This is a genomic window from Actinosynnema sp. NPDC091369 (genome assembly GCF_044757065.1).
Taxonomy (GTDB): Bacteria; Actinomycetota; Actinomycetes; order Mycobacteriales; family Pseudonocardiaceae; genus Actinosynnema.
The window spans coordinates 1,330,055-1,356,755 of sequence record NZ_JBIVUG010000001.1; the positions used below are offsets into that span (position 1 = coordinate 1,330,055).

Sequence of the window (26,701 nt, forward strand, 5' to 3'; positions counted from 1 at the left end):
TAGCGGTGGCCGACGACCTGACCGTGACGCGGACGCTGGTGATACCGGCGGCCGAGTTGAGCGAGCGGTTCTCCCGGTCGTCCGGTCCCGGTGGCCAGGGCGTGAACACGGCGGACAGCCGGGTCGAGCTGAGCTTCGACCTGGCTGCCTCGCCGTCGGTGCCCGGGTGGTTGCGCGCGCGGATGCTCGGCCGGCTGGAGAAACGCCTGGTGGACGGCGTGCTCACGGTGACCGCGAGCGAGCACCGGGCGCAGTTGCAGAACCGCCAGGCGGCCCGGGAGCGGCTGGCGCGGATGCTGCGCGACGCGGCCGCCGCGCCGCCGGCGGCGCGCCGTCCGACGAAGCCGACCAAGGGCTCGAAGGAACGCCGCATCGCGGAGAAGAAGCGCCGCGCCCAGACGAAGCAGGGTCGGCGCGGCGGAGGGTGGGACTAACGTCCCGGGGCGTGACCGAGCCCGAGTTCCTCACCCTCGCCCGCACCGCCTACGACACCGTCGCCGACAGCTACGCCGACCTGCTCCGGGACAACCTCGCGGAGAACCCGGCGGACCGGGCCGTGCTCGGCCTGTTCGCCGAGCTGGTCAGCGGGCGCGTCGCGGACGTCGGGTGCGGTCCCGGCCGGATCTCCGGGCACCTCAAGCGGCTCGGGGTCGACGTGTTCGGCGTCGACCTGTCGCCCCGGATGGTCGAGGTGGCCCGCCGCGACCACCCGGACCTGCGGTTCGAGGTGGGGTCGATGCTCGACCTCGACCTGCCGGACGGCTCGCTCGGCGGCGCGCTGGCCTGGTACTCGATGATCCACCTGCCGTGGGAGCGGCACCCGGCCGCGCTCGCCGAGTTCCACCGCGTCCTCGCGCCCGGCGGCCTGCTGCTGATGGCGTTCCAGGTGGGCGACGAGGTGCGCCGGTACGAGCAGGGCTACGGGCACGACATCCTGCTGGACGTGTACCGGATCAACACCGACCGGGTGCTCGCCCAGCTCGCCGACGCCGGGTTCGAGCCGCACACCCGCCTGGAGCGGCAGCCGGCGGACCCGAGGTGGGAGAAGACCCCGCAGGCTTACCTGATCGTGCGCAAGGCCGGTCAGCCCAGCCACACGTAGAGGCGTTCGGGTCGCCCGGTGCCGCCGTACCTGAGCCGCACCTCGGCCTTGCCGGTGTTGACGAAGTGCTCCAGGTACCGCCGCGCGGACACCCGGGCCAGCTCGGTGGCGTCGGCGCACTCGCCGGCCGTCACCGGGCGTTCCCGCAGCACGCGTTCCACCAGGGCGGCGGTCTGGGCGGTCAACCCCTTCGGCAGCACGGGCGCGCTGCGCGGCCGTGCGCCGAAGACCTGGTCGACGTCCGCCTGCCCGGCCGACGCGAGCTGGTCCAGCCGCCGGTCCAGCGCGGCGAAGTGGGCGAGCTGGTCGCGCAGCGCCGCGTACTCGAACGGCTTGATCAGGTAGTGCAGCACGCCGCCGCGCATGGCGCTGCGCACGGTGTCCACGTCGGTGGCCGCCGTGATCACGATGACGTCCACGTCGTCGGCCACCCCGCGCAGCTCCCGCAGCACGGCCAACCCGTCCACGTCGGGCAGGTACACGTCCAGCAGCACGAGGTCCGGCCGCAGCTCCCGCACCAGCCGCACGGCGTCCGCGCCGGTGTGCGCCACGCCGACGACCTCGAAGCCGGGCGTCCGCGCCACGTATCCACTGTGGACCTTCGCGACCATGAAGTCGTCGTCCACCACCAGGACCCGGATCACGACGGCACCTCCGCGGGCAGCCGGGCGGTGAACACCGCGCCGTCCTCGTTGCGCACCCGCACGGACCCGCCGCGCCGCAGGCACGCCTGCCGGGTCAGCGCCAGGCCGAGCCCGCGCCGGCCCTGTTCGGCCGCCTTGGTGGTGAACCCGTGCCGGAACACCTCGTCGGCCAGCTCCGCCGCCACACCGGGACCGGAGTCCCGCACCACGACCACGACCTCGTCGGACGACGACCGCACCGACACCTCGACCCAGCCGCGGCCCGACAGCGCGTCCAGCGCGTTGTCCACCAGGTTCCCGATCACCGTCACCAGGTCCGTGGACAGCTCCTCGTCCACCTCGCCGAGCGCGCTGTCCGGGGCCATCCGCAGTTCGGTGCCGCGTTCGGCGGCGAGGCTGGACTTGGCGACCAGCAGCGCTGCCACGGCCGGGTCGGCGACCTTGGACGCGACCTCGGCGCGCCACGCGCCCTGCGCGGTGTTGACGCGGCTGATGAAGCCGCGGACCTCGTCGTACTCGCCGAGCTCGACCAGGCCCGCGATGGTGTGCAGGCGGTTGCTGAACTCGTGCGCCTGCGCCCGCAGGGTGTCGGTGGCGTGCCGGTTCGCGTCCAGCTCGTCGCGCAGCGTGGTCAGCTCGGTCCGGTCGCGCAGGGTGACCACGGCGCCGTGCACGTCCAGCGGCATGTGGTTCAGGGTGAGCACGCGTCCGCCGGTGAGCGCGAGCTGGTCCGCGCCGGTCGCCCGGCCGGTCAGCACGTCGCGCAGCCGCTCGTCGAGGTCCAGCTCGGCCACCGACCGGCCGACCGCGTCCGGCGGCAGCGCCAGCAGGTCCCGCGCGTGGTCGTTGACCAGCGTGATCCGGTGCTGCGGGTCGAGGGCGACGACGCCCTCCTTGATGCCGTGCAGCAGTGCCTCCCGGTACTCGACCAGCGCGGTGATCTCGTGCGGCTCCAGGCCCAGCGTCTGGTTCTTCACCCGCCGGGCGAGCAGCAGCGACCCGGCGACGCCGATGACCAGCGCCACGCCGAGCAGCCGCAGCGCGTTGTCCGGTGAGTCCAGCACACCCTCCCAGAAGCCCGGCGCCTGCCGCCCGGCGGCGACCAGCCCGATCACCGCGCCGTCGTCGCCGATCACGGGCACGTGCGCGACGGTCGCGCCGCCCAGCTCGCCGACCCACGACCGGCCCCCGAGCGCCGTGCTGCCGCCGAGGTCGAGCTGTTCGCCGACCTGGCCCGGGTCCGGCGAGGTCAGGACCCGGCGACCGGGGTCGGTGATGATCACGTAGCTGGCGCCGGACAGGCTGCGGGCGCTCTCCGCGAACGGGGCCAGCGCGTAGTGCCGCAGCGGGTCGGCCAGCGACGCCCGCACGCCCGCGGTCGCCGCCACGTCCTCGGCCACGGAGAGCATCCGGCGTCCCTCGGTCGTGCGGAAGTTGTTCCCCGCTTGGACGACGGACAGCACGCCCACCGCGCACAGCAGCGCCACGACCACTACCAGTTGCCACACGAGCAGCTGACGGGCCAGCGATCCGCGACCGATCTTCCTGGCCAACCAGCACCTCCCGTGACCACAAAGAACAAAAGAACCCTTAGGCGCGCAAGCGGGACTTCCCTGTTTACACGAGTGCAACATGTCCAACCACGCGGAAGAGAGGCGGGGATCACAGTGCGGATCAGGACTTGGCTCGCGGTCGTCGGCGCGTTGGCGGTCGTCGTCCTCGTGCCGCCGCTGCTGACGTCCGGCGCGGACACCACGGCGTCGTTGCGCACCCTGCGCGTGCTGGTGCCCAACGCGCCGGGCGGCGGCTACGACGTCACGGCGCGCACCGCCGCGAAGGCGATGGAGGACGCGGAGCTGATCCGCAACACCGAGGTGTTCAACCTGCCCGGCGCGGGCGGCACGGTCGGGCTCGGCCGCACGGTCAGCGAGCGCGGCAACGGCAAGCTCGTGATGTCGATGGGCCTGGGCGTGGTCGGCAGCGTCTACACCAACAAGGCGCCGTCGTCGCTGCTGGACACCACGCCGATCGCGAAGCTCATCGAGGAGCCGGACATCGTCGTGGTCGGCGCGGACTCGCCGTACCGGTCGCTGGACGACCTGGTCGCGGCGTGGAAGGCGGACCCGGGCGGGGTGACGGTCGGCGGCGGTTCGTCGCCGGGCGGGCCGGACCACCTGGCGCCGATGCTGATCGCCAAGGCGGTCGGCCTCGACCCGCGGCGGGTCAACTACATCCCGTTCGACGGCGGCGGGGAGCTGCTGGCGTCGGTGCTGGGCGGCAAGGTCGCGTTCGGCGTGTCCGGCGTGGGCGAGTACCGCGACCAGATCGAGGCCGGGCAGATCCGCGTGCTGGCGGTGACCAGCGGGTCGCGGCTGTCCGGTGTGGACGCGCCGACGCTGCGCGAGTCCGGTGTGGACGTCGAGTTCAACAACTGGCGGGGCGTGGTCGCGCCGCCGGGGATCTCCGACACCGACCGGGCCCGGCTGGTGGACCTGTTCACCGACCTGCACGGCACCCCGCAGTGGCGCGAGGCGTTGGCGCGCAACGGCTGGACGGACGCGTTCGCGCCGGGCGAGGAGTTCGGCGCGTTCCTGCGCGAGGAGAACGACCGGGTGGCGGCCGTGCTCAAGGACCTGGGGTTGGCATGAGTGGAGGGTTGGGCGTGCACAAGGCGGTGAACAAGCCCCTGAGCCGGGCGTGGCTGCGGGAGCGCTCGGAGCTGGGCGTGTCCGCGGTGCTGGTCGGGTTGGGCGTGCTGGTCCTGGTCGACGCGATCCGGATCCACACCGACTTCGCGCAGCGCGGTCCGGTGGGGCCGAAGGCGGTGCCGGTGGTCGTCGGCGTCGGGCTGATCGTGGTCGCGGCACTGCTGGCGCGCGACGTGCTGCGCGGTGGGCGCGGCGAAGCGGAGGGCGGCGAGGACGTCGACCTGTCCGCGCCGGCCGACTGGCGGACCGTGCTGCTGCTGTGCGGCGCGTTCCTGGCCAACGCGGCGTTGATCGGGGTGGTCGGCTTCCCGATCTCCGGGGCGGTGCTGTTCTGGGGTGCGGCCTACGCGCTGGGCAGCCGGAACCCCGTCCGCGACCCGCTGCTCGCCGCCGGCCTGTCGGTGGTGACGTTCGTGCTGTTCAACAACCTGCTGGGCGTTCCGCTGCCCGGCGGCCCGCTGGTGGGGATGTTCTGACGTGGACTCGTTCACCAACCTCCTCGAGGGATTCGCGACCGCGCTGACGCCGACGCACCTGGCGCTGGCGGCGCTGGGCGTGCTGCTGGGCACGGCGATCGGCGTGCTGCCGGGCATCGGCCCGGCGATGGCGGTGGCCCTGCTGCTGCCCGTCACCTACGGCCTGGAGCCGACCGGGGCGTTCATCATGTTCGCCGGCATCTACTACGGCGGCATGTTCGGCGGCTCGACCACGTCCATCCTGCTCAACACGCCGGGGGAGAGCGCGGCGGTGGTGGCGGCGATCGACGGCAACCCGATGGCCCGCAAGGGCCGCGGTTCGCAAGCGCTGGCGGCGGCGGCCATCGGGCACTTCGTCGGCGGCGTCATCGGCACGACCCTGCTGGTCCTGCTCGCGCCGACGGTGGCGCGGTTCGCCGTGGACATCGGCGCGCCGGACTTCTTCGCGATCATGGTGCTGGCGTTCATCGCGGTGACGTCCGTGCTCGGCGCGTCCCGCGTGCGCGGCTTCGCGTCCCTGCTCATCGGCCTGACCATCGGTCTGGTGGGGTTGGACGAGATGACCGGGCAGCAGCGGCTCACGTTCGGCTCGCTGCACCTGGCCGACGGCATCGACGTGGTCGTGGTCGCGGTGGCCCTGTTCGCGGTCGGCGAGTCGTTGTGGGTGGCCGCCCACCTGCGGCGCAAGCCCGCCGCGGCCATCCCGGTCGGCCGCGCGTTCCTGGGCCGGGAGGACTTCCGGCGGTCGTGGAAGCCGTGGCTGCGCGGCCCGGTGATCGGGTTCCCGTTCGGCGCGATCCCGGCGGGCGGCGCGGAGATCCCGACGTTCCTGTCGTACGTGACCGAGAAGCGGCTGTCCAAGCACCGCGACGAGTTCGGCAAGGGCGCGATCGAGGGCGTGGCCGGTCCGGAGGCGACGGCCAGCGCGTCGGCCGCGGGCACGCTGGTGTCGATGCTGACGCTGGGCCTGCCGACCACGGCGGTGGCCGCGGTGATGCTGGCGGCGTTCCAGCAGTACGGCATCCAACCGGGACCGCTGCTGTTCGAGCGGGAGTCGGCGCTGGTGTGGGGCCTGATCGCGTCGCTGTTCATCGGACTGTGCCTGCTGCTGGTGCTGAACCTGCCGCTGGCGCCGGTGTGGGCGAAGCTGCTGCGCATCCCCCGGCCGTACCTGTACGCGGGCATCCTGTTCTTCGCGAGCGTGGGCGCGTACGCGGTGAACGCGGACGTGTTCGACCTGCTGGTGATGTTCGTGATCGGCGTGCTGGGGTTCGTGATGCGGCGTTACGGCCTGCCCGTGCTGCCGGCGATCATCGGCGTGATCCTCGGCCCGGCCGCCGAGCAGCAGATGCGCCGCGCCCTGCAACTGTCGGACGGGTCGCTGACGGGCCTGGTGAACACCCCGTTCGCCCTGGTCGTCTACGGCATCGTGGCCGTCCTGCTGGCCTGGCCCCTGCTGCGCCGCCTGCTCCGCAAGCCCGCTCCGCCGACCGGGTCCGCACCGGAGCCGGAACGGCCGAAGGTGGACGCCTAGCCCGGCAGCAGGGCGTCCAGCAGGGTGTCGAGGCCGCGCTTGACCCGGGCGGCCTCGACACCCCGGTGGGCGATCAAATTCGCGGCCAGGGGGGCGAGCAGGGCGTCGGCGGTGAACGCGGCGTCGAGGTCCGGTCGGGCCTGGCCGATCAGCACGGTCAGGTGGCGGTGGTGGGCGTCGTAGGCGCCGCCGAAGCGGGCGAACGGGCCGGTGGTCTCGGCCATCAGCAGCAGGTCGAGCTGGGCGAGCGTGCGGTCGACCAGGGCGTGCAGGAACGCGCGGACGCGGTCGGCGGGTGGCGCGCCGGGGCCGACCGGGGGCGGGCCGGTGAGGAAGGCGGCCTGGAACTCGCGTTCCGAGGCGTCGATCAACGCGTGGGCCAGGCCGGAGCGGTCGCCGAAGCGGCGGTAGAGGGTGCCGACGCCGACGCCGGACGCGGCGGCGACCTCGGCCATGGCGAGGCCCTCGATGCCGCGCTCGGCGACGATGTCGGCGGCGGCGGCCAGGATCTTCGCCCGGTTCTTGGCGGCGTCGGCCCGTTCCCGCGTCACCGCGGCAGCTTAGCCCGACCCTCGACAACCGGAACTGGTTCCGCTTAAGCTGAAGCGGAACCAGTTCCGGTTATTGGGGGCACCGATGGAACAGCTCGACGGCAGGTCCGCGCTCGTCACCGGCGGCAGTCGCGGGATCGGGGCGGCGATCGCCAAGCGGCTGGCCCGCGACGGCGCGAACGTCGCGATCACCTACGCGCGCTCGGCCGACCGCGCGAGAGCGGTGGTCGAGGAGATGACCGCGATGGGCGTGCGCGCACTCGCGGTGCGAGCCGAGGCGACCGACGTCCACGCCCTGCGTGAGGCCACCGCCCGCGCCGCGACCGCGTTCGGCGGCCTGGACGTCCTGGTGAACAACGCGGGCGTCGCCCCGCACGGCCCGTTCGAGGACGTCACCGCCGACGAGGTCGACCGGGTCCTGGCGATCCACGCGCGGGCGGCGTTCGTGCTGGCCCAGGCCGTCGTCCCGCACATGGCGGCGGGCGGCCGGATCGTCACCATCGGCAGCAGCCTGGCCGAGCGGGTGCCGCACCCGGGCTGGGCGCTCTACGCGATGAGCAAGTCGGCGTTGATCGGGCTCACCAAGGGCCTGGCCCGCGACCTCGGCCCGCGCGGCATCACGGTCAACCTCGTCCACCCCGGCTCGACCGACACCGGGATGAACCCGGCCGACGGCCCGGGCGCCGACGAGGAGCGCCGCCTCACCGCGCTCGGCCGGTACTGCGACCCGGAGGACGTGGCCGCGACGGTCGCGCACCTCGTCGGCGACGGCGGGCGCAACGTCACCGGTGCGGCGTTCGTGGTCGACGCGGGCGCGGTGGCGTAGCCGTGGCCTGGGTGCTGCTGCTCGGCGCGGCGTTGCTGGAGGCCGTGTGGGCCACCGCGCTGGGGCGGTCGGACGGGTTCACCCGCCCGTGGCCGTCGGTGATCGGCATCGCCGCGGCGGTGGTGAGCTTCGTGCTGCTCACGATCGCCATGCGCGACCTGCCCGTCGGCACGGCCTACGCGGTGTGGGTCGGGCTCGGCGCGGTGGGCGTGGTCCTGGTGGGCATCGCCGCGGGTGAGAGCGCGTCACCGCTGCGGCTGGCGTGCCTGGCGTTGATCGTGCTCGGCGTGGTGGGCCTCAAGCTCACCTGACCGGCGGGGCCGTGGTCGAGCGGACGACCAGCGACGGGTGCAGCAGGTGGCGCACGGGATCGTCCCGCTCGCCGCGCACCCGTTGCAGCAGGGCCTCGGCGGCCAGCCGGCCGAACTCGTTGCGCGGCTGGTCGATCGTGGTCAGCGAGACGTGCCGCAGGGCCGCGAGGGACGTGTTGTCGTAGCCGACCACGGACACGTCCCGCGGCACGCGGAACCCGGCTTCCTCCAACGCCGAGATCGCGCCGACCGCGTTGAAGTCGTTGCACGAGACGATCGCGGTCGGCATGTCGGCCGCCAAGCCGCGCACGGCCCGCGCGCCGGCCGCGTCGGTGTACTCGCTGGCCACCACCCGGGGCGGGAGGCCGTGCGCCGCCATCGCGGCCAGGTACCCGCGTCGGCGTGGCGCGGCCTGCGAGCCCCCGCCACCGTCGAGGTGCGCGATCCGCCGGTGCCCCAACGACACCAGGTGGTCGACGGCGAGCGCGATGCCCCGCTCGCCGTCGTCGTTCACGGTGTCCACAGTGGCCAGTCGGGACGACCGCGCCACCAGCACCACGGGTGTCTGCTCCGCCGCGCGGCCGATGTCCGCCGACGGCACCACGGGCGAGAGCAGCGCGAGACCCGCCGGCCGGAACGACAGCAGGCTGCGCAACGCCCGCCGTTCCCGCGCCGGGCTGCGCCCGCCGGTGTTGAGGATCAGGTCGAAGCCGTGCTCGGCCGCCACCGCGTCCAGCCCGTCCACCACCTCCGCGAAGAACGCGTTGTGCAGGTCGGACACCATCACGCCGAGCACGTGGGACGTGCGGCTGGCCAACGAGCGGGCCATCGCGTGCGGCGAGTACCCCAACTCCGCCGCCGCCTTGAGCACGGCCGCCCGCCGCTGGTCGCTCACCTTGGGTGACCCCCGCATGACCAACGACACCAGCGCGCGGGACACCCCGGCGCGTGCCGCGACGTCGTCCATCGTGGGTCTGGCCACCGTTGTCCCCCTCCTCCGGCGCGTCGGCGGACGTCACGGGCGGGCAACGCGCCCTTGACACCCGTGTGACGGACGCTACAGCCTTAGAGCGCTCCAACAAATAGAGCGCTCTAACGCCGGAGCGCCTCTACCAGGACGGAGACCTGCGGCATGCGCATCGGAGTAGCCGGAGTGGGTCGGATCGGCACCATGCACGCCACGAACCTGGCCACCCTCGACGAGGTCGACGAAGTCCTCCTGTTCGACCCCGTGCCCGGCCGCGCGGCGCAAGCCTCGGCCCTGCTGCCCGGCACCCGGAGCGTGGCCGACCTCGACGCGCTGCTCACCGCCAGTGACGGCGTCCTGCTCGCCACGCCCACCACCACGCACCCGGCGCTGCTGCGCGCGGCCATCGCGGCGGGCGTGCCCACGCTGTGCGAGAAGCCGATCGCGAGCCACCTGGACGAGATGCGCGCGCTGGTCGACGACGTGGAGGCGTCCGGGGTGGACGTCCTGGTCGGCTTCCAGCGCCGCTTCGACCCGGCGGTGTCCGAACTGCACCGGCGCGTCCGCGCGGGCGAGGTCGGTGACGTCTACCTCGTCCGCGCGCTCGGCAACGACGCCCGACCGCCCGACTTCTCCTACCTGCCCCAGTCCGGCGGCCTGTTCCGCGACCTGCTGATCCACGACCTGGACGCGGTGCCGTGGCTGGTCGGCGAGCCGGTGGTGGAGGTGTACGCGTCGGGGTCCGTGCTGGTGGACCGCGCGTTCGCGGACGCCGACGACGTGGACAACGCCGTGGTGATGCTCACGTTCGCGGGCGGCGCGCACGCCGTGCTGGCGGGCGGCCGGCACGACCCGCTCGGCTACGACCACCGCATCGAGGTGCTGGGCAGCCGCGACTCCCTGGCGGCCGGCCTGGACCCGCGCACGCCGCTGACGTCGCTGGAACCCGACGGCCCGAAGGTCGCGGCCGACGCCTACCCCGGCTTCCCCGAGCGCTTCCACCGCGCCTACCTGGCCGAGGTGGCGGTGTTCACGCAGGTCGTGGCGGGCACGGTGGCGAACCCGTCGCCCGCGCGGGAGAGTCTGGTCAGCCTCCGGTTGGCCGAGGCGTGCGAGCGGTCGCGGCGGTCGGGCGCGCCGGTCCGGATCGGGACGGAGGTCGCCGCGTGAAGGTCGCCGGAGCGCCCATCTCGTGGGGTGTCTGCGAGGTTCCCGGCTGGGGCGAGGTCCTCGAACCGGCGTCGGTGCTGGCGGAGATGGCGTCCCTCGGGTTGCGGGCCACCGAACTCGGTCCGCCCGACTACCTGCCCGCCGAACCGTCGGCGTTGAAGTCCTTGCTGGACGAGCACGGGCTCGCGCTCGTCGGCGGTTTCCTGGCCGTTCCGCTGCACACCGGCGCGCAGTCCGCGGTGGACGAGGCGGGCCGGGTGGCCGCGCTGCTCGCCGCCGCGGGCGCGGAGGTCCTCGTGCTGGCCGCCGCCACCGGCCTGGACGGCTACGACGAGCGCCCCGCGCTCACCGACGACGAGTGGCGCACCCTGATCGGCACGGCCTCGCTGATCCGCGACCGGGCCGCCGACCACGGACTGCGCACCGCGCTGCACCCGCACGTCGGCACGCACGTCGAGCGCGCCGCCGAGGTCGAGCGGTTCCTCGCCGACTCCGACCTCGACCTGTGCCTGGACACCGGCCACCTGCTCATCGGCGGCACGGACCCGGTCGACCTGGCCCGCCGCCACCCCTCGCGCATCGGGCACGTCCACCTGAAGGACGTGCGCGCCGACATCGCGGCCACCGTCCGCGAGGGGGACATCGGCTACATGGCCGCCGTGCAGCAGCGCATGTACGTGCCGCTGGGCGACGGCGACGTGGACGTGGCGGCGCTGGTGGCGTTCCTCCGGGACGCCGGCTACACCGGCTGGTACGTCCTGGAGCAGGACACCGCGCTCGGCGCCGGCAGCCCGCTCGACACACCGGTGCGGGACACCGCGCGCAGCCTCGCGCACCTCACCCGGATCACCGCCTGAACACCAGCGAGGAGAGACAATGACGTCCACTCGAACGGCCCTGCGAGCAGGTCTGGCCCTGACCGGGCTCGCGCTGCTGGCCGCGTGCAGCGGACCGGTCGCCGACACCGGCAGCACCACCGGGAACACCGGCGCCGCGCCGGCGCCCACCGATGACCTGCGCGTCGCCGTCGTCACCCACGGCACGGCCGGTGACGCGTTCTGGAACGTGGTGAAGAACGGGGCCACCGACGCGGGCAAGCAGCTCGGCGTCACGGTCGACTACAACTCCGACGGCGACCCGGGCCGGCAGTCCACGCTGATCGACAACGCGGTGTCGCAGAAGGTCGGCGGCATCGTCGTCTCCATGGCCAACCCGGACGCGCTGAAGACCTCGATCGAGAACGCGGTCAAGGCGGGCATCCCGGTCATCACCATCAACTCCGGCTCGGACAAGAGCGCGTCGTTCGGCGCACTGGCGCACGTCGGCCAGGAGGAGAGCGTCGCCGGCGAGCAGGCCGGGCGAAAGCTCCGGGACGCCGGCAAGACCAACGTGCTGTGCGTCATCCACGAAGCCGGCAACGTCGGCCTGAACCAGCGCTGCGACGGCGTGCGCGCCGGGTTCGGCGGCACGGTCACGAACCTCCAGGTCGACATCAACAGCCCGACCGACGTCGAGTCCCGCATCAAGGGCGCGTTGCAGACCGACCCGTCCGTGGACGCGGTGCTCGCGCTGAACCCGCAGGTCGCCGTGTCGTCGGTGAGCGCGGCCAAGGGCGCGTCGTCGAAGGCGGCCGTGGCCACGTTCGACCTCAACGCCGACGTCACCGCCGCGATCAAGGCCGGTGACGTGCTCTTCGCCGTCGACCAGCAGCAGTACGAGCAGGGCTACCTGCCGGTCGTGATGCTCAAGCTCTACCGCGACAACGCCAACACCGTCGGCGGCGGCAAGCCGGTCCTCACCGGACCCGGCTTCGTCGACAAGTCCAATGTGGACAAGGTCGCCGAGTACGCCCGACGCGGCACCCGCTGAGGAGGACGCCGGTGACTTCAGCGCCTGTGGCCGCACCCGCGGACGAGCGGGTCGGCTCGGCCCGGCTGCTCGACCGGCTGGTGCTGCGACCCGAGATCGGCGCGCTGCTCGGCGCGGTGCTGGTCTTCGCGTTCTTCTCGGTCGCGACCGAGCGGTTCCTCAGCGCCGGCGGGGTGGCGACGTGGCTGGACGACGCGTCCACGCTCGGCATCATGGCGGTCGCGGTGGCGCTGCTCATGATCGGCGGCGAGTTCGACCTGTCGGCCGGCGTGATGACCGCGTCCACCGCCCTGGTCACGGCGATCCTGGCGACCCGGCTCGGCTGGAACGTGTGGCTCGCGCTGCTCGCGTCGCTGGCGTTCGCGCTGGCCGTCGGCGCGCTGAACGGCTGGCTGGTGATGCGCACCGGGTTGCCCAGCTTCATCGTGACGCTGGGGACGTTCCTGGCGTTGCAGGGCTTGAACCTCGGCGTCACGCGGTTGGTGACCGGGACCGTGCAGGTCTCCGGCATGCGATCCGCGGACGGCTACTCGTCGGCCGGGTTCCTGTTCGCCTCGACGTTCACGGTGGGCGGCACGGGGTTCTACGTGTCCATTGTGTGGTGGATGCTGTGCACGATCGTCGCGGCGATCGTCCTGCTGCGCACCCGGTTCGGCAACTGGATCTTCGCCGTCGGCGGGTCGCCGCTGTCGTCGCGGGCGGTCGGCGTGCCCGTGGTGCGCACGAAGGTGCTGCTCTTCATGACCACGGCCGGCGCGGCGTGGCTCGTCGGCTCGATCAACATCCTGCGGTTCACCAGCGTGCAGGCCAACCAGGGCATCGGGCTGGAGTTCCAGTTCATCATCGCCGCGGTGATCGGCGGCTGCCTGCTGACCGGCGGGTTCGGCTCGGCCGTCGGCGCGGCGATCGGCGCGCTGATCTTCGGCATGGCCCGGCAGGGCATCGTCTACGCCAACTGGAACTCCGACTGGTTCCAGCTGTTCCTCGGCGTGATGCTGCTGGCCGCCGTGCTCGTCAACAACGCCCTGCGGCGGCGGGCGGAGAGGGTGCGGCGATGACGACCCCACTGCTGGAGGCGCGGGACATCGGCAAGACCTACGGCAGCGTGATCGCGCTGCGGGACGTCTCGACCGTCGTCCACGCCGGCGAGGTCACGTGCGTGCTCGGCGACAACGGCGCGGGCAAGTCCACCCTGATCAAGGTGCTGGCGGGCGTGCACCAGCACGACTCCGGCGAGTTCCTGGTCGACGGCACACCGGTCCGCTTCACGTCGCCGCGCGACGCGCTCGACCGGGGCATCGCCACCGTCTACCAGGACCTCGCCGTGGTGCCGCTGATGAGCGTGTGGCGCAACTTCTTCCTCGGGTCCGAGCCGACCACCCGGTTCGGCTTCCTCGACCGGCGGCGGGCGCGGGACGTGACGCGGACGGCGTTGGCCGAGATGGGCATCGACCTGCGTGACGTCGAACAGCCGGTCGGCACGCTGTCCGGCGGCGAGCGGCAGTGCGTCGCCATCGCGCGGGCCGTGCACTTCGGGGCGAAGGTGCTGATCCTGGACGAGCCGACCGCCGCGCTCGGCGTGAAGCAGGCCGGGGTGGTGCTCAAGTACGTCGCCCGGGCGCGCGACCGGGGGCTCGGAGTCGTGCTGATCACCCACAACCCGCACCACGCCTACCCCGTCGGAGACCGGTTCCTGCTGCTCAAGCGGGGCCGCGCGCTGGGGGTGCACGAGAAGGCGGACATCGGCCTGGAGGAGCTGACCAGGCAGATGGCCGGCGGGGCGGAGCTGGAGGCGTTGGCGCACGAGCTGCGCGGTGTGGCCGAATGACGGTCGACGTGCTGACCGTCGGCCGGGTCGGGGTCGACCTGTACCCGGAGCAGAGCGGCGTGCCGCTGGCGCAGGTGCGGACGTTCGCCAAGTCGCTCGGCGGGACGGCGACGAACGTGGCCGTGGCGGCGGCGCGGCTGGGCCGTTCCGCCGCGGTGCTGACGAAGGTCGGGCCGGACGGCTTCGGCCCGTACGTGCGCTCGGCGCTGGAGTCGTTCGGCGTGTCGTCGTCCTACGTGGGCACCGCACCCGACCTGCAGACACCCGTCGTGTTCTGCGCCTTGGACCCACCCGAGGACCCACCGCTGCTCTTCTACCGCGCGCCGCTCGCCCCCGACCTGTCGCTCACGCCGGAGGACGTGCCGTGGGACCTGGTGGCCGAGGTGCCCCTGCTGTGGGTGACCGGAACCGGTGTCTCGGCCTCACCCGCCCGCGAGACCCAGCGCCGGATCCTGGAGCACCGGGCCCGCCGCCGCTGGACGGTGCTGGACCTCGACCACCGGCCGATGTTCTGGCCGGACGTGGCCACCGCGCGGCGCGAGATCGGCTGGATGCTGGACCACGTGACGGTGGCCGTGGGCAACCGGGCCGAGGTGGAGGTGGCGGTGGGCACCTCGGACCCCGACGAAGCCGCCGCCCGCCTGCTGTCCCGCGGCGTCGAGCTGGCCGTGGTGAAGAAGGGCGGCGAGGGCGTCCTGTTCGCCACGGCGACCGAGTCCTGGACCGTCCCTCCGCACCCGGTGGACGTCGTCTGCGGGCTGGGCGCGGGCGACGCGTTCGGCGGCGCCCTGGCCCACGGCCTGCTGTCGGGCTGGCCACCGGACCGGATCGCCCGTTACGCCAACGTCGCCGGCGCCCTGGTCGCCGGCCGCCTGGCCTGCGCCGACGCCATGCCGACGAGTGCGGAGATCGAGGCCCACCTGTGAAAGCACTTCGCCGAGCGCGTCCCGGCAACCCGTGCCAAGATCAACCGACCACGCCCCACCCAGCAACACAATCGGGTGAACATGACCCGACAATGTACGGAAACACTGTTACCACTCCTCGGTTAAACGAGGACCGAGCGCCCGACAACCACCCCCCGTACCCACCACCCACCCCGACGACCCCGCTGCCCCCGACGCTGCCGCCCCCGACGCCGGCCCTGGCCCCGGCGACGCCCGTGGCCGGAGGTGCGCGGTGATCAGCGACGCGCAGTGGACCGCGTTGCTGGACACCAGGGCGACCGACCCGGCCGCCATCCGCCGCGCCTACCAGGCACGACGACGGCGGGCGCAGGTGCTGTGCGACCAGGGCACCCTGTTCCTGGTCGCGGCCGACCACCCGGCCCGCGGCGCGCTGGGCGTCGGCGGCGACCCGCTGGCCATGGCCGACCGCCGCTCCCTGCTGGACCGGCTGCTGACCGCGCTGGCGAACCCGGCCGTGGACGGGGTGCTGGGCACGCCGGACGTGATCGAGGAACTGCTGCTGCTGGACGGCCTGCACGACAAGGTCGTCATCGGCTCGATGAACCGCGGCGGGCTGGCCGGGGCGGAGTGGGAGATCGACGACCGGTTCACCGCGTACGACCCCACGTCGATCGCGGGCAACGGGTTGGACGGCGGGAAGATGTTGCTGCGGCTGGTCGACTCCGACCCCGGCACCGTGCCCACGCTGGAGAGCTGCGCCGCGGCGGTGTCGGCGTTGGCCGAGCGCGGCCTGATGGCGATGGTCGAGCCGCTGCCCTACGCGCGTGACGCGGCCGGGGAACTGGTGTTGCAGAAGGACGCCTTGGCGTTGGCGCGGGCCGGGAGCGTGGCGGCCGGGTTGGGGGTGACGTCCGCGTTCACCTGGTTGAAGCTGCCGCCGTCACCCGATGAGGTGCTCGATGCGACGACGTTGCCCGCGCTCGTGCTCGGTGGTGTGCCGTCCGCCCGGTTGAGCGACGACCTGGAGTCGTGGGGGCGGTCGTTGCGTCACCCGACCGTGCGAGGGCTGGTGATCGGACGGGCGCTGCTCTACCCGCCGGACGGGGACGTGGCGGCGGCGGTCGAGGCGGCGGCGATGGTGTTGCGGACGGCGCGAGAGGCCGTGAAGGGGCAGGCGGGAGCCGGAGAGGGTGGTGTGGCGGGATGAGTTGGCATCGGCCGCTGGGCACGTTGGCGCGGGGTGAGAACGCCGTCGAACTCACCCCTGACATTGCCGGGTGGGATCACGCCGGGTTGCGCGTCCTCCTGCTGCACCCCGGTGGAGTGGCCACGTTCGAGACCGGCGACTACGAGGCGTTCGTGCTTCCCCTGTCCGGCGGCTGCGTGGTGGAGGTCGACGGCGAGCGGTTCGAGGTGCGGGGGCGGGACTCGGTCTTCACCCGCGTCACGGACTTCGCCTACCTGCCCCGCGACGCGCACGTCCGGCTGTCCACGAGAGACGGTGTGGAGGTGGCGCTGCCGATGGCCCGGTGCGACCGCAGGCTCGCCCCGAGGTACGGCCCGGCCGAGGACGTCCCGGTCGAGGTCAGGGGCGCGGGCAACGCCACCCGCCAGGTCACCAACTTCGGCGTGCCGGGCGTCTGGGACCACGCCGACAAGCTGATCGCCTGCGAACTGATCACCCCGGACGGCAACTGGTCGTCCTACCCGCCGCACAAGCACGACCACACCTGCGACGTCGTCAACGAGGAGATCTACTACTTCCGCATCGCCGGCCGCGACAAGACCACCCCGTCGCGTGAGGGGTTCGGCTTCCACCGCACCTACACCGACGACGGCGACGTGGACGAGGACGTGCTCGTCCGCGACGGCGACGTCTTCCTCATCCCCCGCGGCTACCACGGCCCGTGCGTCGCGGCCCCCGGCTACCCGATGTACTACCTCAACGTCCTCGCCGGCCCGAACCCCGAGCGCTCCATGGCGTTCTGCGACGACCCCGCGCACACCTGGATCCGGGACACCTGGGCGGGCCAGGACCTCGACCCGCGCTGCCCCGTCACGACCGCGGAAGGACGGGTGGAATGAGGCTCACCACCGCGCAAGCACTGGTCCGCTGGCTCACCGCGCAACGCACCGAGCTGTCCGACGGCCGCGAGGCCCCGCTGTTCCCCGGCGTCTTCGCGATCTTCGGCCACGGCAACGTCCTCGCCCTCGGCAACGCCCTGGAGGAGTCCCGGCACGAGCTCCCCGTCTGGCGCGGCCACACCGAGCAGGGCATGGCGCTGGCCGCGGTCGGCATCGCGAAGGCCACCCACCGCCGCCAGGTCGGCGTCGCCACCTCGTCCATCGGACCGGGCGCGCTGAACATGGTCACGGCCGCCGGCGTCGCCCACGCCAACCGCCTGCCCCTCCTGCTGCTCCCCGGCGACACGTTCACCAGCCGCGCGCCCGACCCGGTGTTGCAGCAGGTCGAGCACTTCGGCGACCCGACGACCACGGTCAACGACGCGTTCCGCGCGGTCAGCCGCTACTTCGACCGGGTCACGCGTCCCGAGCAGCTGCTCAACACCCTCCCGCAGGCGGCCCGCGTGCTCACCGACCCGGCCGACTGCGGCCCGGTCGTGCTGGCCCTGCCGCAGGACGTGCAGGCCGAGTCGTTCGACTTCCCCGACGCCCTGTTCACGCCGGTCGCCCACCGCCCGCAACGCCCCCGCCCGGACACCCGCGCCCTCGCCGAAGCCGCCGCCGCGCTGCGCGGTGCGCGCAGGCCGCTGCTCGTCCTGGGCGGCGGCGTCCGCTACTCCCGCGCCGCCGGCCGCGCGATCCGCTTCGCCGAGCAGCACGCCGTCCCCGTCACCGAGACGACGGCCGGTCGCACCGAGGTGCCGCACGACCACCCGCTGCACGCCGGGCCGCTCGGCATCACCGGCTCCGCCTCGGCCAACGCCCTGGCCGCGCGGGCCGACGTGGTCCTCGCCGTCGGCACCCGCCTCCAGGACTTCACCACCGCGTCGTGGACGGTCTTCGCGCCGGACGTCCGGATCGTCTCCCTCAACACCGCCCGGTTCGACGCGGTGAAGCACGGCGCGCTGGCGCTGGTCGCGGACGCCGACGAAGGGCTGCGCGAGCTGACCGACGTGCTCGGCGACTGGCGGGCCGACCCGGACTGGGCGGCCGGGGCGGCCGAGGAGCGCGGCAAGTGGGACGCGCACGTCGACGGCCTGCGCACCCCCGGCGGCACGCCGACGTACGCGCAGGTCGTGGGCGTGGTGAACGAGGAGTCGATGCCGGAGGACTACGTGCTGACGGCGTCCGGCGGCCTGCCCGGCGAGCTGATCGGCGGTTGGCGCGCGCTCGGCGAGGCGACCATGGACGTCGAGTACGGCTTCTCCTGCATGGGCTACGAGCTGGCGGGCGCGTGGGGCGCGGCGATCGCCCGCCCGGACGGCGTGGTCACCGCGCTGCTGGGTGACGGCTCGTACCTGATGTTGAACTCGGAGCTGTTCTCGGCGGCGTTCGCCGGGCACGGTTTCGTGGCGGTCGTGTGCGACAACGACGGTTACGCGGTGATCCACCGCCTCCAGACCGGCAACGGCGGCGCGGGGTTCAACAACCTCTACGACGACGTCCGCTCGGCGCACGCCCGGCCGCCGCGCACCGATTTCGCCGCGCACGCCGCCGCGATGGGGTGCGCGACGTTCCCGGTGGACGACCTCGACGGCCTGCGTGACGCTTATCGGCGCGCGCGGGAAGTCGCGAAGACCGAACACCGCCCGGCCGTGGTCGTGATTCGCACTCACCCGTCCGCGTGGACCGAAGCGGGCGCGTGGTGGGAAGTCGGCGTGCCGGAAGTCGCGCACCGCCCGGAAATCACCGCCGCCCACGACGAAGTGGCCGCCGGAAAAGCGAAACAAATTCGCTACCTCTGACGGTCGAGTTCCGCGAGCCACCGCTCGACGTGGCTCGCGGACTCCAGGTCCCCGAACCCGCGGAACACGTCCCGCGCCTCGGTCCAGCACTCGCGCGCCTGCTCCACCATCCGCACGCGCTCGTGCACGATCCCGAGGTTCACCAGCACCTTCGCCGTGCCGAGCCGGTCGCCGACGCGGCGGACGACGGCCAGCGCGTCGACCGACACCCGACGCGCCTCGGCGAGGTCACCGGTCCGCAGCGCCAGGACGCCCAGGTTGGTGAGCACCCTGGCCTCGCCGTGGGCGTCATCGACCTCGCGGTAGGTGGTGAGCGCCGCGCGCAACGCGATCCCCGCGGCGCGATACGCGTGCTCCCAGCAGTTGAGCGCGCCCAGGTGGTTGAGCACCACGCCCTGCCGGCGCCGGTCGCCGAGTTCCTCGAACATCCGCAACGCCCGCAGGTACAGCCGACCGGCCTGCGCGAAGTCCTGCCGGTCGAGGGCGTGGTCCGCCAGGGTGTTCAGGGCGACCGCCTCGCCGTGCCGGTCCCCGGTCGAGCGGTGCGCGGTCAGCGCGCGGTCGCACAGGTCACGCGCCTCCTCGAACCGGCGCTGCTCCAGCACGAGCATCGCCAGCCCGTTGAGCAGCCGGCCCTCGTCGCGCACCCGGCCGAGGCGACCGGCGGCGGCCAGGGCGTGCCGGTAGGTGGACTCCCAGTCGTCCCACCGGGTCCTCGGCACGGGCGAGTCGCCGATCGCCACCGCGAGGTCGACGGCGCGGTCGTCGTCGGCCAGCTCGACCACGGCCACCAGGTTCGCGCGCTCCACCTCGAACCACGACGGCGGCGCCTGCCGAGCGGAGCGGACGTAGTGGTCCAGCAGGCGTTCGAACGCCTGCCCGGAGTCGGGTTCGTCGCGTGCGCGGCACTCCTCGGCGAAGATCCGCAGCAGGTCGTGGAACCGGACGCGGCCCGGACCGGCCGGTTCCAGCACGTGCGCGCGCTTGAGACCCGCCAGCAGGCGCTTCGCCCGGCCGACCGGCTCGCCGACCAGCGCCGCCGCCGCCTCGGCGCTCGTCCCCGGCCCCGGGTCGATCGACAGCAGCCGGAACATCCGCCGCTCCGCCGCGCCCAACCGCTGGTAGGACAGCTCGAACGCGGCGCGCACGGCGTAGTTCCCGGCGTACTCCAGCTCGTCCAGGCGGTTCGTCGCGGTGGCCACCAGGCCGACCAGGTCGCGCACGGACAGGTCGGCGTCCTCGGCGAGCAGCGCCGCCACGATGCCCAGCGCCAGCGGCAGGTGCCCGCACAGGTCGGCCAGCTCGGCGACCGGGCCGTCCAGGACGCGGTCGGGGTTGCGGGTGCGGACGGCGGCGCGGATCAGCTCCTCCGCCTCGGCGGGCGGCAGCACGTCCACCCGGATTTGGTGCGCGCTCAGCTCGCCCAGCACCTCACGGCTGGTGATCAGCACCCGGTGCGCGCCGCCGCCGGGCAGCAGCGGGCGGACCTGGTCGGCGGAGGACGCGTTGTCCGCGAGCACCAGCACCGGCTCGGCGCGCCCGGCCAGGACTGACCGGTAGAGGTTGGCGCGGGCCGCCGGGTCGGCGGGCACGTGCTCGCCCGGCACGCCCAACGCGTGCAGGAACACCGACAGCGCCTCGGCGGGCTGGACCGGGTTGGCCGAGTAGCCCCGCAGGTCGATGAACAGCACGCCGCCCGCGAACCGGCTCGCCGCCCGCACCGCCAGGGTCGTCTTGCCGACGCCCGCGAGCCCGGCCACAGCCGTGACCAGCACCGGGCGCGGCGAGGTCAACGCCCGTGCCAGCCGCGCCAGGTCCGGGGCGCGCCCGGTGAACGCGGGGTCCGACGGTGGCAGCCCGGCCAGCGCGACGGGGGCGTCCGGCCGCACGTGGAGGTGCTCGATGTGCCCGGCCTGCACCACGGGCCCGGTCACGGCGCCGCTGACGTGGTTGCCCACGGCGGCCGACGGCCCGGCCGCGTCGTCGTTCACCGCCGTGCGGTGGCACCGGCCGCGAAGTCGCCGACCACGCGCGGCAGGGCGGGGCTCACGTCGTGCAGGACGGCGCGCAGCGGGGCGGCGGCTTCGGGGCGTTCCCACAGCATGGTGTGGATGGAGCCGCGCCACTCCGTGGTGAACTCGGCCCGCGCCAGCTCCAGCCGCACCCGCGGCACGGCGACCAGCCTGCGGCGGGCCTCGTCCAGCCGGGCGCTGACCAGGTCGACCTGGTCGGGCGCGAGGACCGCGGCCACCCGCGCGCGCAGCTCGGGCCACTGCTCGGTGTCCGCGACGGTCGCCAGCGCGCCCGCGGCCGCGCCGGCGAGGAGTCTCAGCGGTTCCTCGCGCACCTCACGCCCTCTCGTCGCTGTCCCTGCGGTAGACCGGGCCGAAGTGCGAGCCCCGCTGGTCGTTGCGGTCGAAGTGCTGGATCACGTCGGCGTTCTGGGTGGACACGCGCGCGTCGCGGCCGGCCTGGACCACGGTCGACCCACCGGTGGCGACCGCGTGCTGGGTGACCGGGGCGGCCGTGACGACGGGCGACACCGGCTCGGCGGCGGTCGCGCCCGGTTCGGTCGCGGGGTCCGGCTCGGCGGCGTCCAGGACCAGCGAGTGCACGTCACCGCTGGGCAGCCACATCCACCCGTGGCCGCGGAAGTTCTTCACCCGCACGTCCACGCGGCGGAAGTCCTCCGGCCGCAGCGTCGTGTACCGGGCCGCGACCAGCGACGTGAACAGCGTGTCGGACAGCACCACGACGAGGTCCGAGCCGGGCGACTGCTCCAGCGCCGCGTGCGGCGGCTCGCTGTTGAGCAACCTGCTGACCAGCACGGCGTCCTGGCCGGGGTAGCCGTTGGCGCCCTCGACCGTGGTGCCGAAGTGGATCGCCATCCGCATCCGCAGCTTGGCCTCCGGCACCCGGTAGCGGTTGGTCTTGGCCAGCTCGGCGTCCAGCGCGCGCACGTACCGGTCCACGACGTCGCCCTCCGGCGTCGCGGCGGGCAGCACGGCCCACTCCTCGTCGCCCTTGGCCTGCCGCCGCCACGACGCCCGGTCCAGGCCGGCCGCCTCGCCCGCCCGGTCCAGGCTGCGCACCAGCAGCTCCTGGAGCTCGCGTTGCAGCAGGTCGTCGGCCGACCCGTAGCTCTTCAGGTCACAACACACCAGCAAGCTGCGCTGGAAGCTCATGGCCAAGCCTTTCGACGGAGGGTGCTGACGCACTGCGGACGCACGACTGCGCAGAGTCACTGTGGACTACGGCATCGGCGCGAATACCGCAGAAATGCGGTCTCGCGTCAGAAGCCCGCGAATTTGCGCAGCCCGGCCAGATCCGGCACCAGCACGTCACGCCTCAGGTGACTCACCACCACCCCCGCTTTTCGCAGATCGGAGAACGCCTTCTCGGCCGTGCGCGGCTTCATCCCGGCGATCGAGGCGAGTTCCACCTTCGTCAGCGGAATTCCCAACGTCCACCCGTGGGCCTCTTCGCGGCCGTAGGTCTGCACCAATTCGGCCAGCACCCGGGCCACCCGTTCGGCGGCCGGGTGGGACAGGAAATCCCGCCGGCGCTGGTTCGCCCAGCGCAGCCGGTCGTTGATCATCCCGATCAATTCGACGAACACATCGTTGCGCCGGTGCAGGAAGCTCATCAGCTCACCGCTGGTGATCAGCTTCGCGACCACGTCGCCGCACGTGACGACGGTGGCCGAGCGCGGCTTCTGGTCCAGCGCGGCCATCTCGCCGACCAGGTCGCCCGCGACGCGGATCGCGAGCAGCGCCGTGTCGCCGGTCTCGTCCGTGGTCTGCACCTTGACGACGCCGTCGAGCAGGAGAAGGACATGAGTGTCCTTCGCGTCTTGCTCGATGACTTCGCGGTCGGCCGTGTACCGCACGACCGTGCCGATGTTCAACAGCTCTTGTCGGGTGTTGTCTCGGAGGCGACCCAGGAGGCTGTTGCTGGGCCACCCTGGATCCTGTGTCATCGTGGTCGGCATGGGCAGCATGTGGATCCTGTTACTGTCGTGACCGGCGGGAACTTCCAATGGGCCGACCTGCGTCGGACGGCAAGTGATGGTCTCCCCGAACGTGCTGCGGACAGTACACCCGAATGGGCGTAACTGGTGTCCTCTTGTTCGGCGTTTTGCCGACCGACCTCCCATTGAAGATCACGTGCGAATGCACGCGCAATACCGAATCGAATGGAATTGCGCAGCTCCCGTGAGGTGGGACGGCCGCCACACCGGGGAACAAGGGGCCGTCGCGGCGACCTTGGACCAGGTGACGCGCCGAGAGGCCGTTGCCATACCGGAACGTACCCAGGAGCCGCACGTGAGCTTGCTCTTCAGCCCGCTGACCGTCCGCGCCGTCACGCTGCCCAACCGCATCGCGGTCAGCCCCATGTGCCAGTACTCCGCCCAGGACGGCCACCCGAACGGGTGGCACCTGGTCCACCTCGGCTCGCGCGCGGTCGGCGGCGCGGGCCTGGTGTTCACCGAGGCGACCGCGGTGCAGGCGGTCGGCCGCATCTCGCCCGAGGACACGGGCCTGTGGGACGACGCGCACGTCGAGTCGTGGCGGCGGGTCGTCGACTTCATCCACGAGCAGGGCTCCGTCGCCGGGGTCCAGCTCGCCCACGCCGGGCGCAAGGGCTCGACCTACGCGCCGTTCGCGGAGCGCCGCGGCGGGGTCGCCGACGCCGACGGCGGGTGGACGCCCGTCGCGCCCAGCGCCGTGCCGTTCCACGAGAGCTACCGCACGCCGGCCGAGCTGGACGCCGACGGCATCGCGCGGGTGGTCGAGGACTTCGCCGCGGCGGCGAAGCGCGCGCTGGCGGCCGGCTTCCGGGTGGTCGAGGTGCACGCGGCCCACGGCTACCTCCTGCACGAGTTCCTGTCGCCGCTCAGCAACCACCGCACCGACGCCTACGGCGGCTCCTTCGAGAACCGCACCAGGGTGGTGCGCGAGGTCACCGCCGCCGTCCGGGAAGCCGTGGGCCCCGAGGTGCCGGTGTTCGTGCGCATCTCCGCCACCGACTGGGTCGAGGGCGGCTGGACCGCTGAGGACAGCGTCGCGCTGGCGCGCGACCTCGCGGCCCTGGGCACCGACGTGGTCGACGTGTCGACCGGGGGCAACACGCCCACGGCGGACATCCCGACCGGCCCCGGCTACCAGGTGCCGTTCGCCGAGGCCGTGCGGCGGAAGGCCGACGTGCCCACCGGGGCGGTCGGCATGATCACCGACGCCCGGCAGGCCGAGCAGGTCCTCGCCGATGGCTCGGCCGACCTGGTGCTGCTCGGCCGGGAGTTCCTGCGCGACCCGTACTGGCCGCTGCACGCGGCTCAGGAGTTGGGGGTGCAGGTCAACCCGCCGAGGCAGTACGCCAGGGCGTAGTAGGGCCCGCTGCAAAGGTTGGGCTGCCGGTCTGGACAACCGGCAGCCCAACCTCAGCAGCGGGTGTTGTTTCTGTCAGCGACGGTAGTCGTCGTATTCGTCGTCCGACGGGTCGTCGAAGCGTTCTTCGCTTCGGCGAACACCTGCGGACTCGCCGCCGGACAGCTCGCGTTGCAAGGCGTCGACGTCGATGTTGTGAGAGCTGTATTTGAGCTCCCGCGCCACCTTGGTCTGCTTGGCCTTAGCTCGGCCGCGCCCCATGGCTCGACCCCCTCGCACAGGGACGGGGGCGGCCGGGGGAACGGCGGCCCCACTCGTCTCGACAACTAGTTCCTGGTAACTACCGTACCGTGTCGAAGGGGTTCCCCGCGACGCGGTAGGCGTGACACGTACCGCCAAATCTCACCGTGGGAGGATGCGCGGGTGCCTCGACCGTTCGTCGCCTACCTCAGGGTGTACGAACCGCTGTCGGCTCTTGACGCACCGTTGGCGGATCAGGTGCGGAAAGCCCTGGAAGACGGGGCGTTGAGCCGTGCGGACGTCGGCGCGCGCGAACGGGAGCTGTGGTTGCGATCACAACTGGCCCGGCCGCGCCGCCTCCTGCCCGGTGAGCGGTCGGACGGCAGCGTCGCGCCCGACGCGCCGTTCGACGTGATGACCATCAGCCCCGCCGAGGTGCCGGGAGAGGTCGGCCCGGGTCCCCTGGTCTGCCCGCTGGACCTGCGCGCCCGGTCGGCCGCCGCGCTGGTCGGCTTCCTCGCCACGGCCACCGGCCCGCTGCGCGAGGAGGCCCTGGCGGTCGAGCCGGAGACGATCCGGTCGCGGGCGTCGGCGGTGATGGCCGAGCTGACCGCGGGCGCGGTGCACGTCATCTCCACCACCTGGACGGTGCCGCTGCCGTGGTTCGCGCTGGTCGAGCCGGAGGCGCGGCGGGTGGTGCTGGCGCCGAAGGACGACCCGGAGCGGCAGGTGTCGTGGCGGGTGTCCATGGCGGACGCCCGCGCGCGGGTCGCCAGGGCGCACCGGGTGGTGTCCGGCTCGCTGGGTGACGCGGGCCCGGCCAAGGTGCTCGCCGACACCGGGCGCTGGCTCGACCACTTCGCGCCGGACTCGGCCGTCGAGCTCGACTACGGCGGCCTGGTGCAGCTCATCGACGACCAGGACCTGCTGGAGGACAGCTCGGCGACGGACGTCAACGCGATCGTGGACGCGCTGGAGACCGGTGACGCCGAGGAGGTCGCCCTCCGGTACGAGCGGCTACGGGAGTTCTGGGGCGAGCTGGCGCGCCGGGAGCGGCACGGCTAGCAGCACGCGGGCGGCCACGGCCGCCGCGGCGGCCAGCAGCAGGGCGGCGGGCCACCCCAGGCCCACCGCGACCCACCCGGCCAGCGGCGGCGTGACGGTGGCGCTGAGGTAGTTGGCGGTGTTCTGCATGCCCAGGGCGATCCCGGTGCGGCCGGGCGGCGCCAGCTCGCCCGCGGCGGTGATCGCGACGCCGTTCCAGCACAGCGCCAGCGCGGCGGTCGGGACGAGCACCGCGGCCAGCAGCCCGACCGGGGCCCGGTCCAGCGCCGCGCACAGCGCGAACCCGACCGCGATCAGCACGCTCAGCACCTTCAGCGGCCCGACCCGGGTGGCCGAGCGGTCCGACCACACGCCCACGACCAGGCGGCCGACACCGCCGCTGACCTGGGCGGCGGCGAACAGCCCGGCGGCCAGTCCCACGGCCACGCCGCGGTGGTCGTGCAGCAGCTCGACCATGAGCGCGGCGGCGGTGAACTGCGGCACGACCAGCAGGCCGCTCGCCGCGCTGAGCCGGATCAGGGCCGGGTCCTTCAGCACGACCCCGTGCCTGCCCTGGCCGGACCGCACCGCCCACGGCGGCTCCCGGACCCACAGCGCCACGGCGATCGCGACGAACCCGGTGAAGCCCGCCAGCACCAGGAACGCCACCGGCACGCCGGCGCGCAGCGCGACCACCGGCAGCACCGCGGCGGCCAGGGCCGCGCCGAGCGGGGTGGCGGTCTGCCGGATGCCCATGGCGAACCCGCGCCGCTGAGCGGGGAACCAGGTCAGCACCGCCCGGCCGCTGGCCGCGTTCACGCTCGCGCCGAACAACCCCACGCCGACCAGCGCCAACCCCGCCACCACGGGCCCGTCGAACGCCGCCAGCGCCAGGCACCCGGCCGCGCCGAAGCCGCCGATGGCCATGACCAGCCGCTCGCCGCGCCGGTCGGCCGCCGCGCCCCACAGCACGAGGGTGAGCATGGTGCCCAGGTTGACCGCGCCGAGCAGCATCCCGACCTGCGGCAGCGACAGGTCGAAGTGGGCGCGCAGCTGCGGCGTGATCGCGGGCAGGCCGAGGAACACCGCGGCGTTGGTGCCCTGCGCGACCGCGCCGACCGCGAGCACGACCCAGCGGTATCGGGGCGAGGCCGAACGTTGTTGTGCCATCGACCGGCCACGTTAGGCGGCCTGTTCACATGGCGGG

Annotated in this window: 28 protein-coding genes; 18 read left to right on the plus strand and 10 right to left on the minus strand. The window is 73.3% G+C overall.

The window, feature by feature from the left end; genetic code table 11:
• Nucleotides 1-5: 5 nt before the first annotated feature.
• Complete coding sequence (arfB, locus tag ACIQMJ_RS06585) at nucleotides 6-434, plus strand: alternative ribosome rescue aminoacyl-tRNA hydrolase ArfB (RefSeq protein ID WP_499759941.1); 429 nt, start codon at nucleotides 6-8, stop codon at nucleotides 432-434.
• An 11-nt stretch (nucleotides 435-445) separates the two neighbouring features.
• The gene (locus ACIQMJ_RS06590) at nucleotides 446-1,102 is read left to right on the plus strand and encodes a class I SAM-dependent methyltransferase (protein ID WP_499759942.1); all 657 of its coding nucleotides are present in this window, start codon (nucleotides 446-448) and stop codon (nucleotides 1,100-1,102) included.
• Here the strand turns inward: ACIQMJ_RS06590 and ACIQMJ_RS06595 are convergent.
• Nucleotides 1,084-1,746, minus strand: a complete 663-nt coding sequence (locus tag ACIQMJ_RS06595; protein ID WP_499759943.1) for a response regulator — start codon at nucleotides 1,744-1,746, stop codon at nucleotides 1,084-1,086. The two genes, ACIQMJ_RS06590 and ACIQMJ_RS06595, sit on opposite strands and share 19 nt — an antisense overlap.
• Entirely contained in the window at nucleotides 1,743-3,299 is a 1,557-nt protein-coding gene (locus tag ACIQMJ_RS06600) for a sensor histidine kinase (RefSeq protein WP_499759944.1), read from the minus strand. Before ACIQMJ_RS06600 ends, ACIQMJ_RS06595 begins: the two co-directional genes overlap by 4 nt.
• Nucleotides 3,300-3,413: 114 nt before the next feature.
• On the opposite strand from ACIQMJ_RS06600, the gene ACIQMJ_RS06605 reads away from it, so the two are divergent.
• The 3 genes from ACIQMJ_RS06605 to ACIQMJ_RS06615 are packed head-to-tail and all read left to right on the plus strand — an operon-like array spanning nucleotide 3,414 to nucleotide 6,464.
• On the plus strand, nucleotides 3,414-4,394 hold the full coding sequence (locus ACIQMJ_RS06605; protein ID WP_499759945.1) for a Bug family tripartite tricarboxylate transporter substrate binding protein: 981 nt from the start codon (nucleotides 3,414-3,416) through the stop codon (nucleotides 4,392-4,394).
• Nucleotides 4,391-4,930 (plus strand): tripartite tricarboxylate transporter TctB family protein, encoded by a 540-nt coding sequence (locus ACIQMJ_RS06610; protein ID WP_499759946.1) that lies wholly within the window; start codon nucleotides 4,391-4,393, stop codon nucleotides 4,928-4,930. The genes ACIQMJ_RS06605 and ACIQMJ_RS06610 overlap by 4 nt, the downstream gene beginning before the upstream one ends.
• Nucleotide 4,931: 1 nt before the next feature.
• The gene (locus ACIQMJ_RS06615) at nucleotides 4,932-6,464 is read left to right on the plus strand and encodes a tripartite tricarboxylate transporter permease (RefSeq protein WP_499759947.1); all 1,533 of its coding nucleotides are present in this window, start codon (nucleotides 4,932-4,934) and stop codon (nucleotides 6,462-6,464) included.
• Here the strand turns inward: ACIQMJ_RS06615 and ACIQMJ_RS06620 are convergent.
• Nucleotides 6,461-7,015, minus strand: a complete 555-nt coding sequence (locus ACIQMJ_RS06620; RefSeq protein ID WP_499759948.1) for a TetR/AcrR family transcriptional regulator — start codon at nucleotides 7,013-7,015, stop codon at nucleotides 6,461-6,463. The genes ACIQMJ_RS06615 and ACIQMJ_RS06620 overlap by 4 nt on opposite strands.
• Nucleotides 7,016-7,100: 85 nt before the next feature.
• Between ACIQMJ_RS06620 and ACIQMJ_RS06625 the strand changes: the two genes are divergently transcribed.
• Together ACIQMJ_RS06625 and ACIQMJ_RS06630 are read left to right on the plus strand one after the other, a co-directional pair.
• A complete protein-coding gene (locus ACIQMJ_RS06625; protein ID WP_499759949.1) occupies nucleotides 7,101-7,841 on the plus strand; it encodes an SDR family NAD(P)-dependent oxidoreductase in 741 nt (246 codons plus the stop codon).
• A gap of 2 nt (nucleotides 7,842-7,843) precedes the next feature.
• Nucleotides 7,844-8,152, plus strand: coding sequence for a DMT family transporter (locus tag ACIQMJ_RS06630; protein WP_499759950.1), 309 nt, complete (start codon nucleotides 7,844-7,846; stop codon nucleotides 8,150-8,152).
• Here the strand turns inward: ACIQMJ_RS06630 and ACIQMJ_RS06635 are convergent.
• Nucleotides 8,145-9,134, minus strand: a complete 990-nt coding sequence (locus tag ACIQMJ_RS06635; protein WP_499759951.1) for a LacI family DNA-binding transcriptional regulator — start codon at nucleotides 9,132-9,134, stop codon at nucleotides 8,145-8,147. The two genes, ACIQMJ_RS06630 and ACIQMJ_RS06635, sit on opposite strands and share 8 nt — an antisense overlap.
• Before the next feature lie 150 nt (nucleotides 9,135-9,284).
• Here ACIQMJ_RS06635 and ACIQMJ_RS06640 point away from each other — a divergent pair, with 150 nt between their 5' ends.
• The 9 genes from ACIQMJ_RS06640 to iolD all read left to right on the plus strand — a co-directional run bounded on the left by ACIQMJ_RS06640 (nucleotide 9,285) and on the right by iolD (nucleotide 18,823).
• Nucleotides 9,285-10,289 carry a Gfo/Idh/MocA family protein gene (locus tag ACIQMJ_RS06640; protein WP_499759952.1) on the plus strand — a complete coding sequence of 335 codons (1,005 nt, stop codon included), beginning with the start codon at nucleotides 9,285-9,287 and terminating at the stop codon, nucleotides 10,287-10,289.
• A complete protein-coding gene (locus ACIQMJ_RS06645) occupies nucleotides 10,286-11,146 on the plus strand; it encodes a TIM barrel protein (RefSeq protein WP_499759953.1) in 861 nt (286 codons plus the stop codon). Before ACIQMJ_RS06640 ends, ACIQMJ_RS06645 begins: the two co-directional genes overlap by 4 nt.
• A 19-nt stretch (nucleotides 11,147-11,165) precedes the next feature.
• On the plus strand, nucleotides 11,166-12,158 hold the full coding sequence (locus ACIQMJ_RS06650) for a sugar ABC transporter substrate-binding protein (RefSeq protein WP_499759954.1): 993 nt from the start codon (nucleotides 11,166-11,168) through the stop codon (nucleotides 12,156-12,158).
• An 11-nt stretch (nucleotides 12,159-12,169) separates the two neighbouring features.
• A complete protein-coding gene (locus ACIQMJ_RS06655; RefSeq protein ID WP_499759955.1) occupies nucleotides 12,170-13,216 on the plus strand; it encodes an ABC transporter permease in 1,047 nt (348 codons plus the stop codon).
• Complete coding sequence (locus tag ACIQMJ_RS06660) at nucleotides 13,213-13,986, plus strand: ATP-binding cassette domain-containing protein (RefSeq protein WP_499759956.1); 774 nt, start codon at nucleotides 13,213-13,215, stop codon at nucleotides 13,984-13,986. Before ACIQMJ_RS06655 ends, ACIQMJ_RS06660 begins: the two co-directional genes overlap by 4 nt.
• Complete coding sequence (gene iolC, locus ACIQMJ_RS06665) at nucleotides 13,983-14,912, plus strand: 5-dehydro-2-deoxygluconokinase (protein ID WP_499759957.1); 930 nt, start codon at nucleotides 13,983-13,985, stop codon at nucleotides 14,910-14,912. Before ACIQMJ_RS06660 ends, iolC begins: the two co-directional genes overlap by 4 nt.
• Nucleotides 14,913-15,165: 253 nt before the next feature.
• Entirely contained in the window at nucleotides 15,166-16,101 is a 936-nt protein-coding gene (locus ACIQMJ_RS06670; protein WP_499759958.1) for a Cgl0159 family (beta/alpha)8-fold protein, read from the plus strand.
• Nucleotides 16,098-16,979, plus strand: a complete 882-nt coding sequence (gene iolB, locus ACIQMJ_RS06675) for a 5-deoxy-glucuronate isomerase (protein ID WP_499759959.1) — start codon at nucleotides 16,098-16,100, stop codon at nucleotides 16,977-16,979. Before ACIQMJ_RS06670 ends, iolB begins: the two co-directional genes overlap by 4 nt.
• The gene (iolD, locus tag ACIQMJ_RS06680; protein WP_499759960.1) at nucleotides 16,976-18,823 is read left to right on the plus strand and encodes a 3D-(3,5/4)-trihydroxycyclohexane-1,2-dione acylhydrolase (decyclizing); all 1,848 of its coding nucleotides are present in this window, start codon (nucleotides 16,976-16,978) and stop codon (nucleotides 18,821-18,823) included. Before iolB ends, iolD begins: the two co-directional genes overlap by 4 nt.
• Here iolD and ACIQMJ_RS06685 read toward each other — a convergent pair.
• From ACIQMJ_RS06685 to ACIQMJ_RS06700, 4 genes are all read right to left on the minus strand, one after another.
• Nucleotides 18,814-20,814, minus strand: coding sequence for an ATP-binding protein (locus ACIQMJ_RS06685; protein ID WP_499759961.1), 2,001 nt, complete (start codon nucleotides 20,812-20,814; stop codon nucleotides 18,814-18,816). The two genes, iolD and ACIQMJ_RS06685, sit on opposite strands and share 10 nt — an antisense overlap.
• Entirely contained in the window at nucleotides 20,811-21,170 is a 360-nt protein-coding gene (locus ACIQMJ_RS06690) for a hypothetical protein (protein ID WP_499759962.1), read from the minus strand. The genes ACIQMJ_RS06685 and ACIQMJ_RS06690 overlap by 4 nt, the downstream gene beginning before the upstream one ends.
• 1 nt (nucleotide 21,171) lies before the next feature.
• Nucleotides 21,172-22,008 carry a hypothetical protein gene (locus ACIQMJ_RS06695; protein WP_499759963.1) on the minus strand — a complete coding sequence of 279 codons (837 nt, stop codon included), beginning with the start codon at nucleotides 22,006-22,008 and terminating at the stop codon, nucleotides 21,172-21,174.
• 107 nt (nucleotides 22,009-22,115) lie between these two features.
• The gene (locus ACIQMJ_RS06700) at nucleotides 22,116-22,823 is read right to left on the minus strand and encodes a Crp/Fnr family transcriptional regulator (protein ID WP_053714278.1); all 708 of its coding nucleotides are present in this window, start codon (nucleotides 22,821-22,823) and stop codon (nucleotides 22,116-22,118) included.
• Nucleotides 22,824-23,148: 325 nt separating this feature from the next.
• Here ACIQMJ_RS06700 and ACIQMJ_RS06705 point away from each other — a divergent pair, with 325 nt between their 5' ends.
• Nucleotides 23,149-24,210 (plus strand): NADH:flavin oxidoreductase/NADH oxidase, encoded by a 1,062-nt coding sequence (locus ACIQMJ_RS06705; protein WP_499759964.1) that lies wholly within the window; start codon nucleotides 23,149-23,151, stop codon nucleotides 24,208-24,210.
• A 75-nt stretch (nucleotides 24,211-24,285) separates the two neighbouring features.
• Here ACIQMJ_RS06705 and ACIQMJ_RS06710 read toward each other — a convergent pair whose 3' ends face one another.
• Nucleotides 24,286-24,471 (minus strand): DUF3073 domain-containing protein, encoded by a 186-nt coding sequence (locus ACIQMJ_RS06710; protein WP_123745067.1) that lies wholly within the window; start codon nucleotides 24,469-24,471, stop codon nucleotides 24,286-24,288.
• Nucleotides 24,472-24,633: 162 nt separating this feature from the next.
• On the opposite strand from ACIQMJ_RS06710, the gene ACIQMJ_RS06715 reads away from it, so the two are divergent.
• Entirely contained in the window at nucleotides 24,634-25,515 is an 882-nt protein-coding gene (locus ACIQMJ_RS06715) for a DUF8083 family protein (RefSeq protein WP_499759965.1), read from the plus strand.
• Here the strand turns inward: ACIQMJ_RS06715 and ACIQMJ_RS06720 are convergent.
• The gene (locus ACIQMJ_RS06720) at nucleotides 25,468-26,664 is read right to left on the minus strand and encodes an MFS transporter (RefSeq protein ID WP_499759966.1); all 1,197 of its coding nucleotides are present in this window, start codon (nucleotides 26,662-26,664) and stop codon (nucleotides 25,468-25,470) included. The genes ACIQMJ_RS06715 and ACIQMJ_RS06720 overlap by 48 nt on opposite strands.
• Nucleotides 26,665-26,701: the final 37 nt, after the last annotated feature.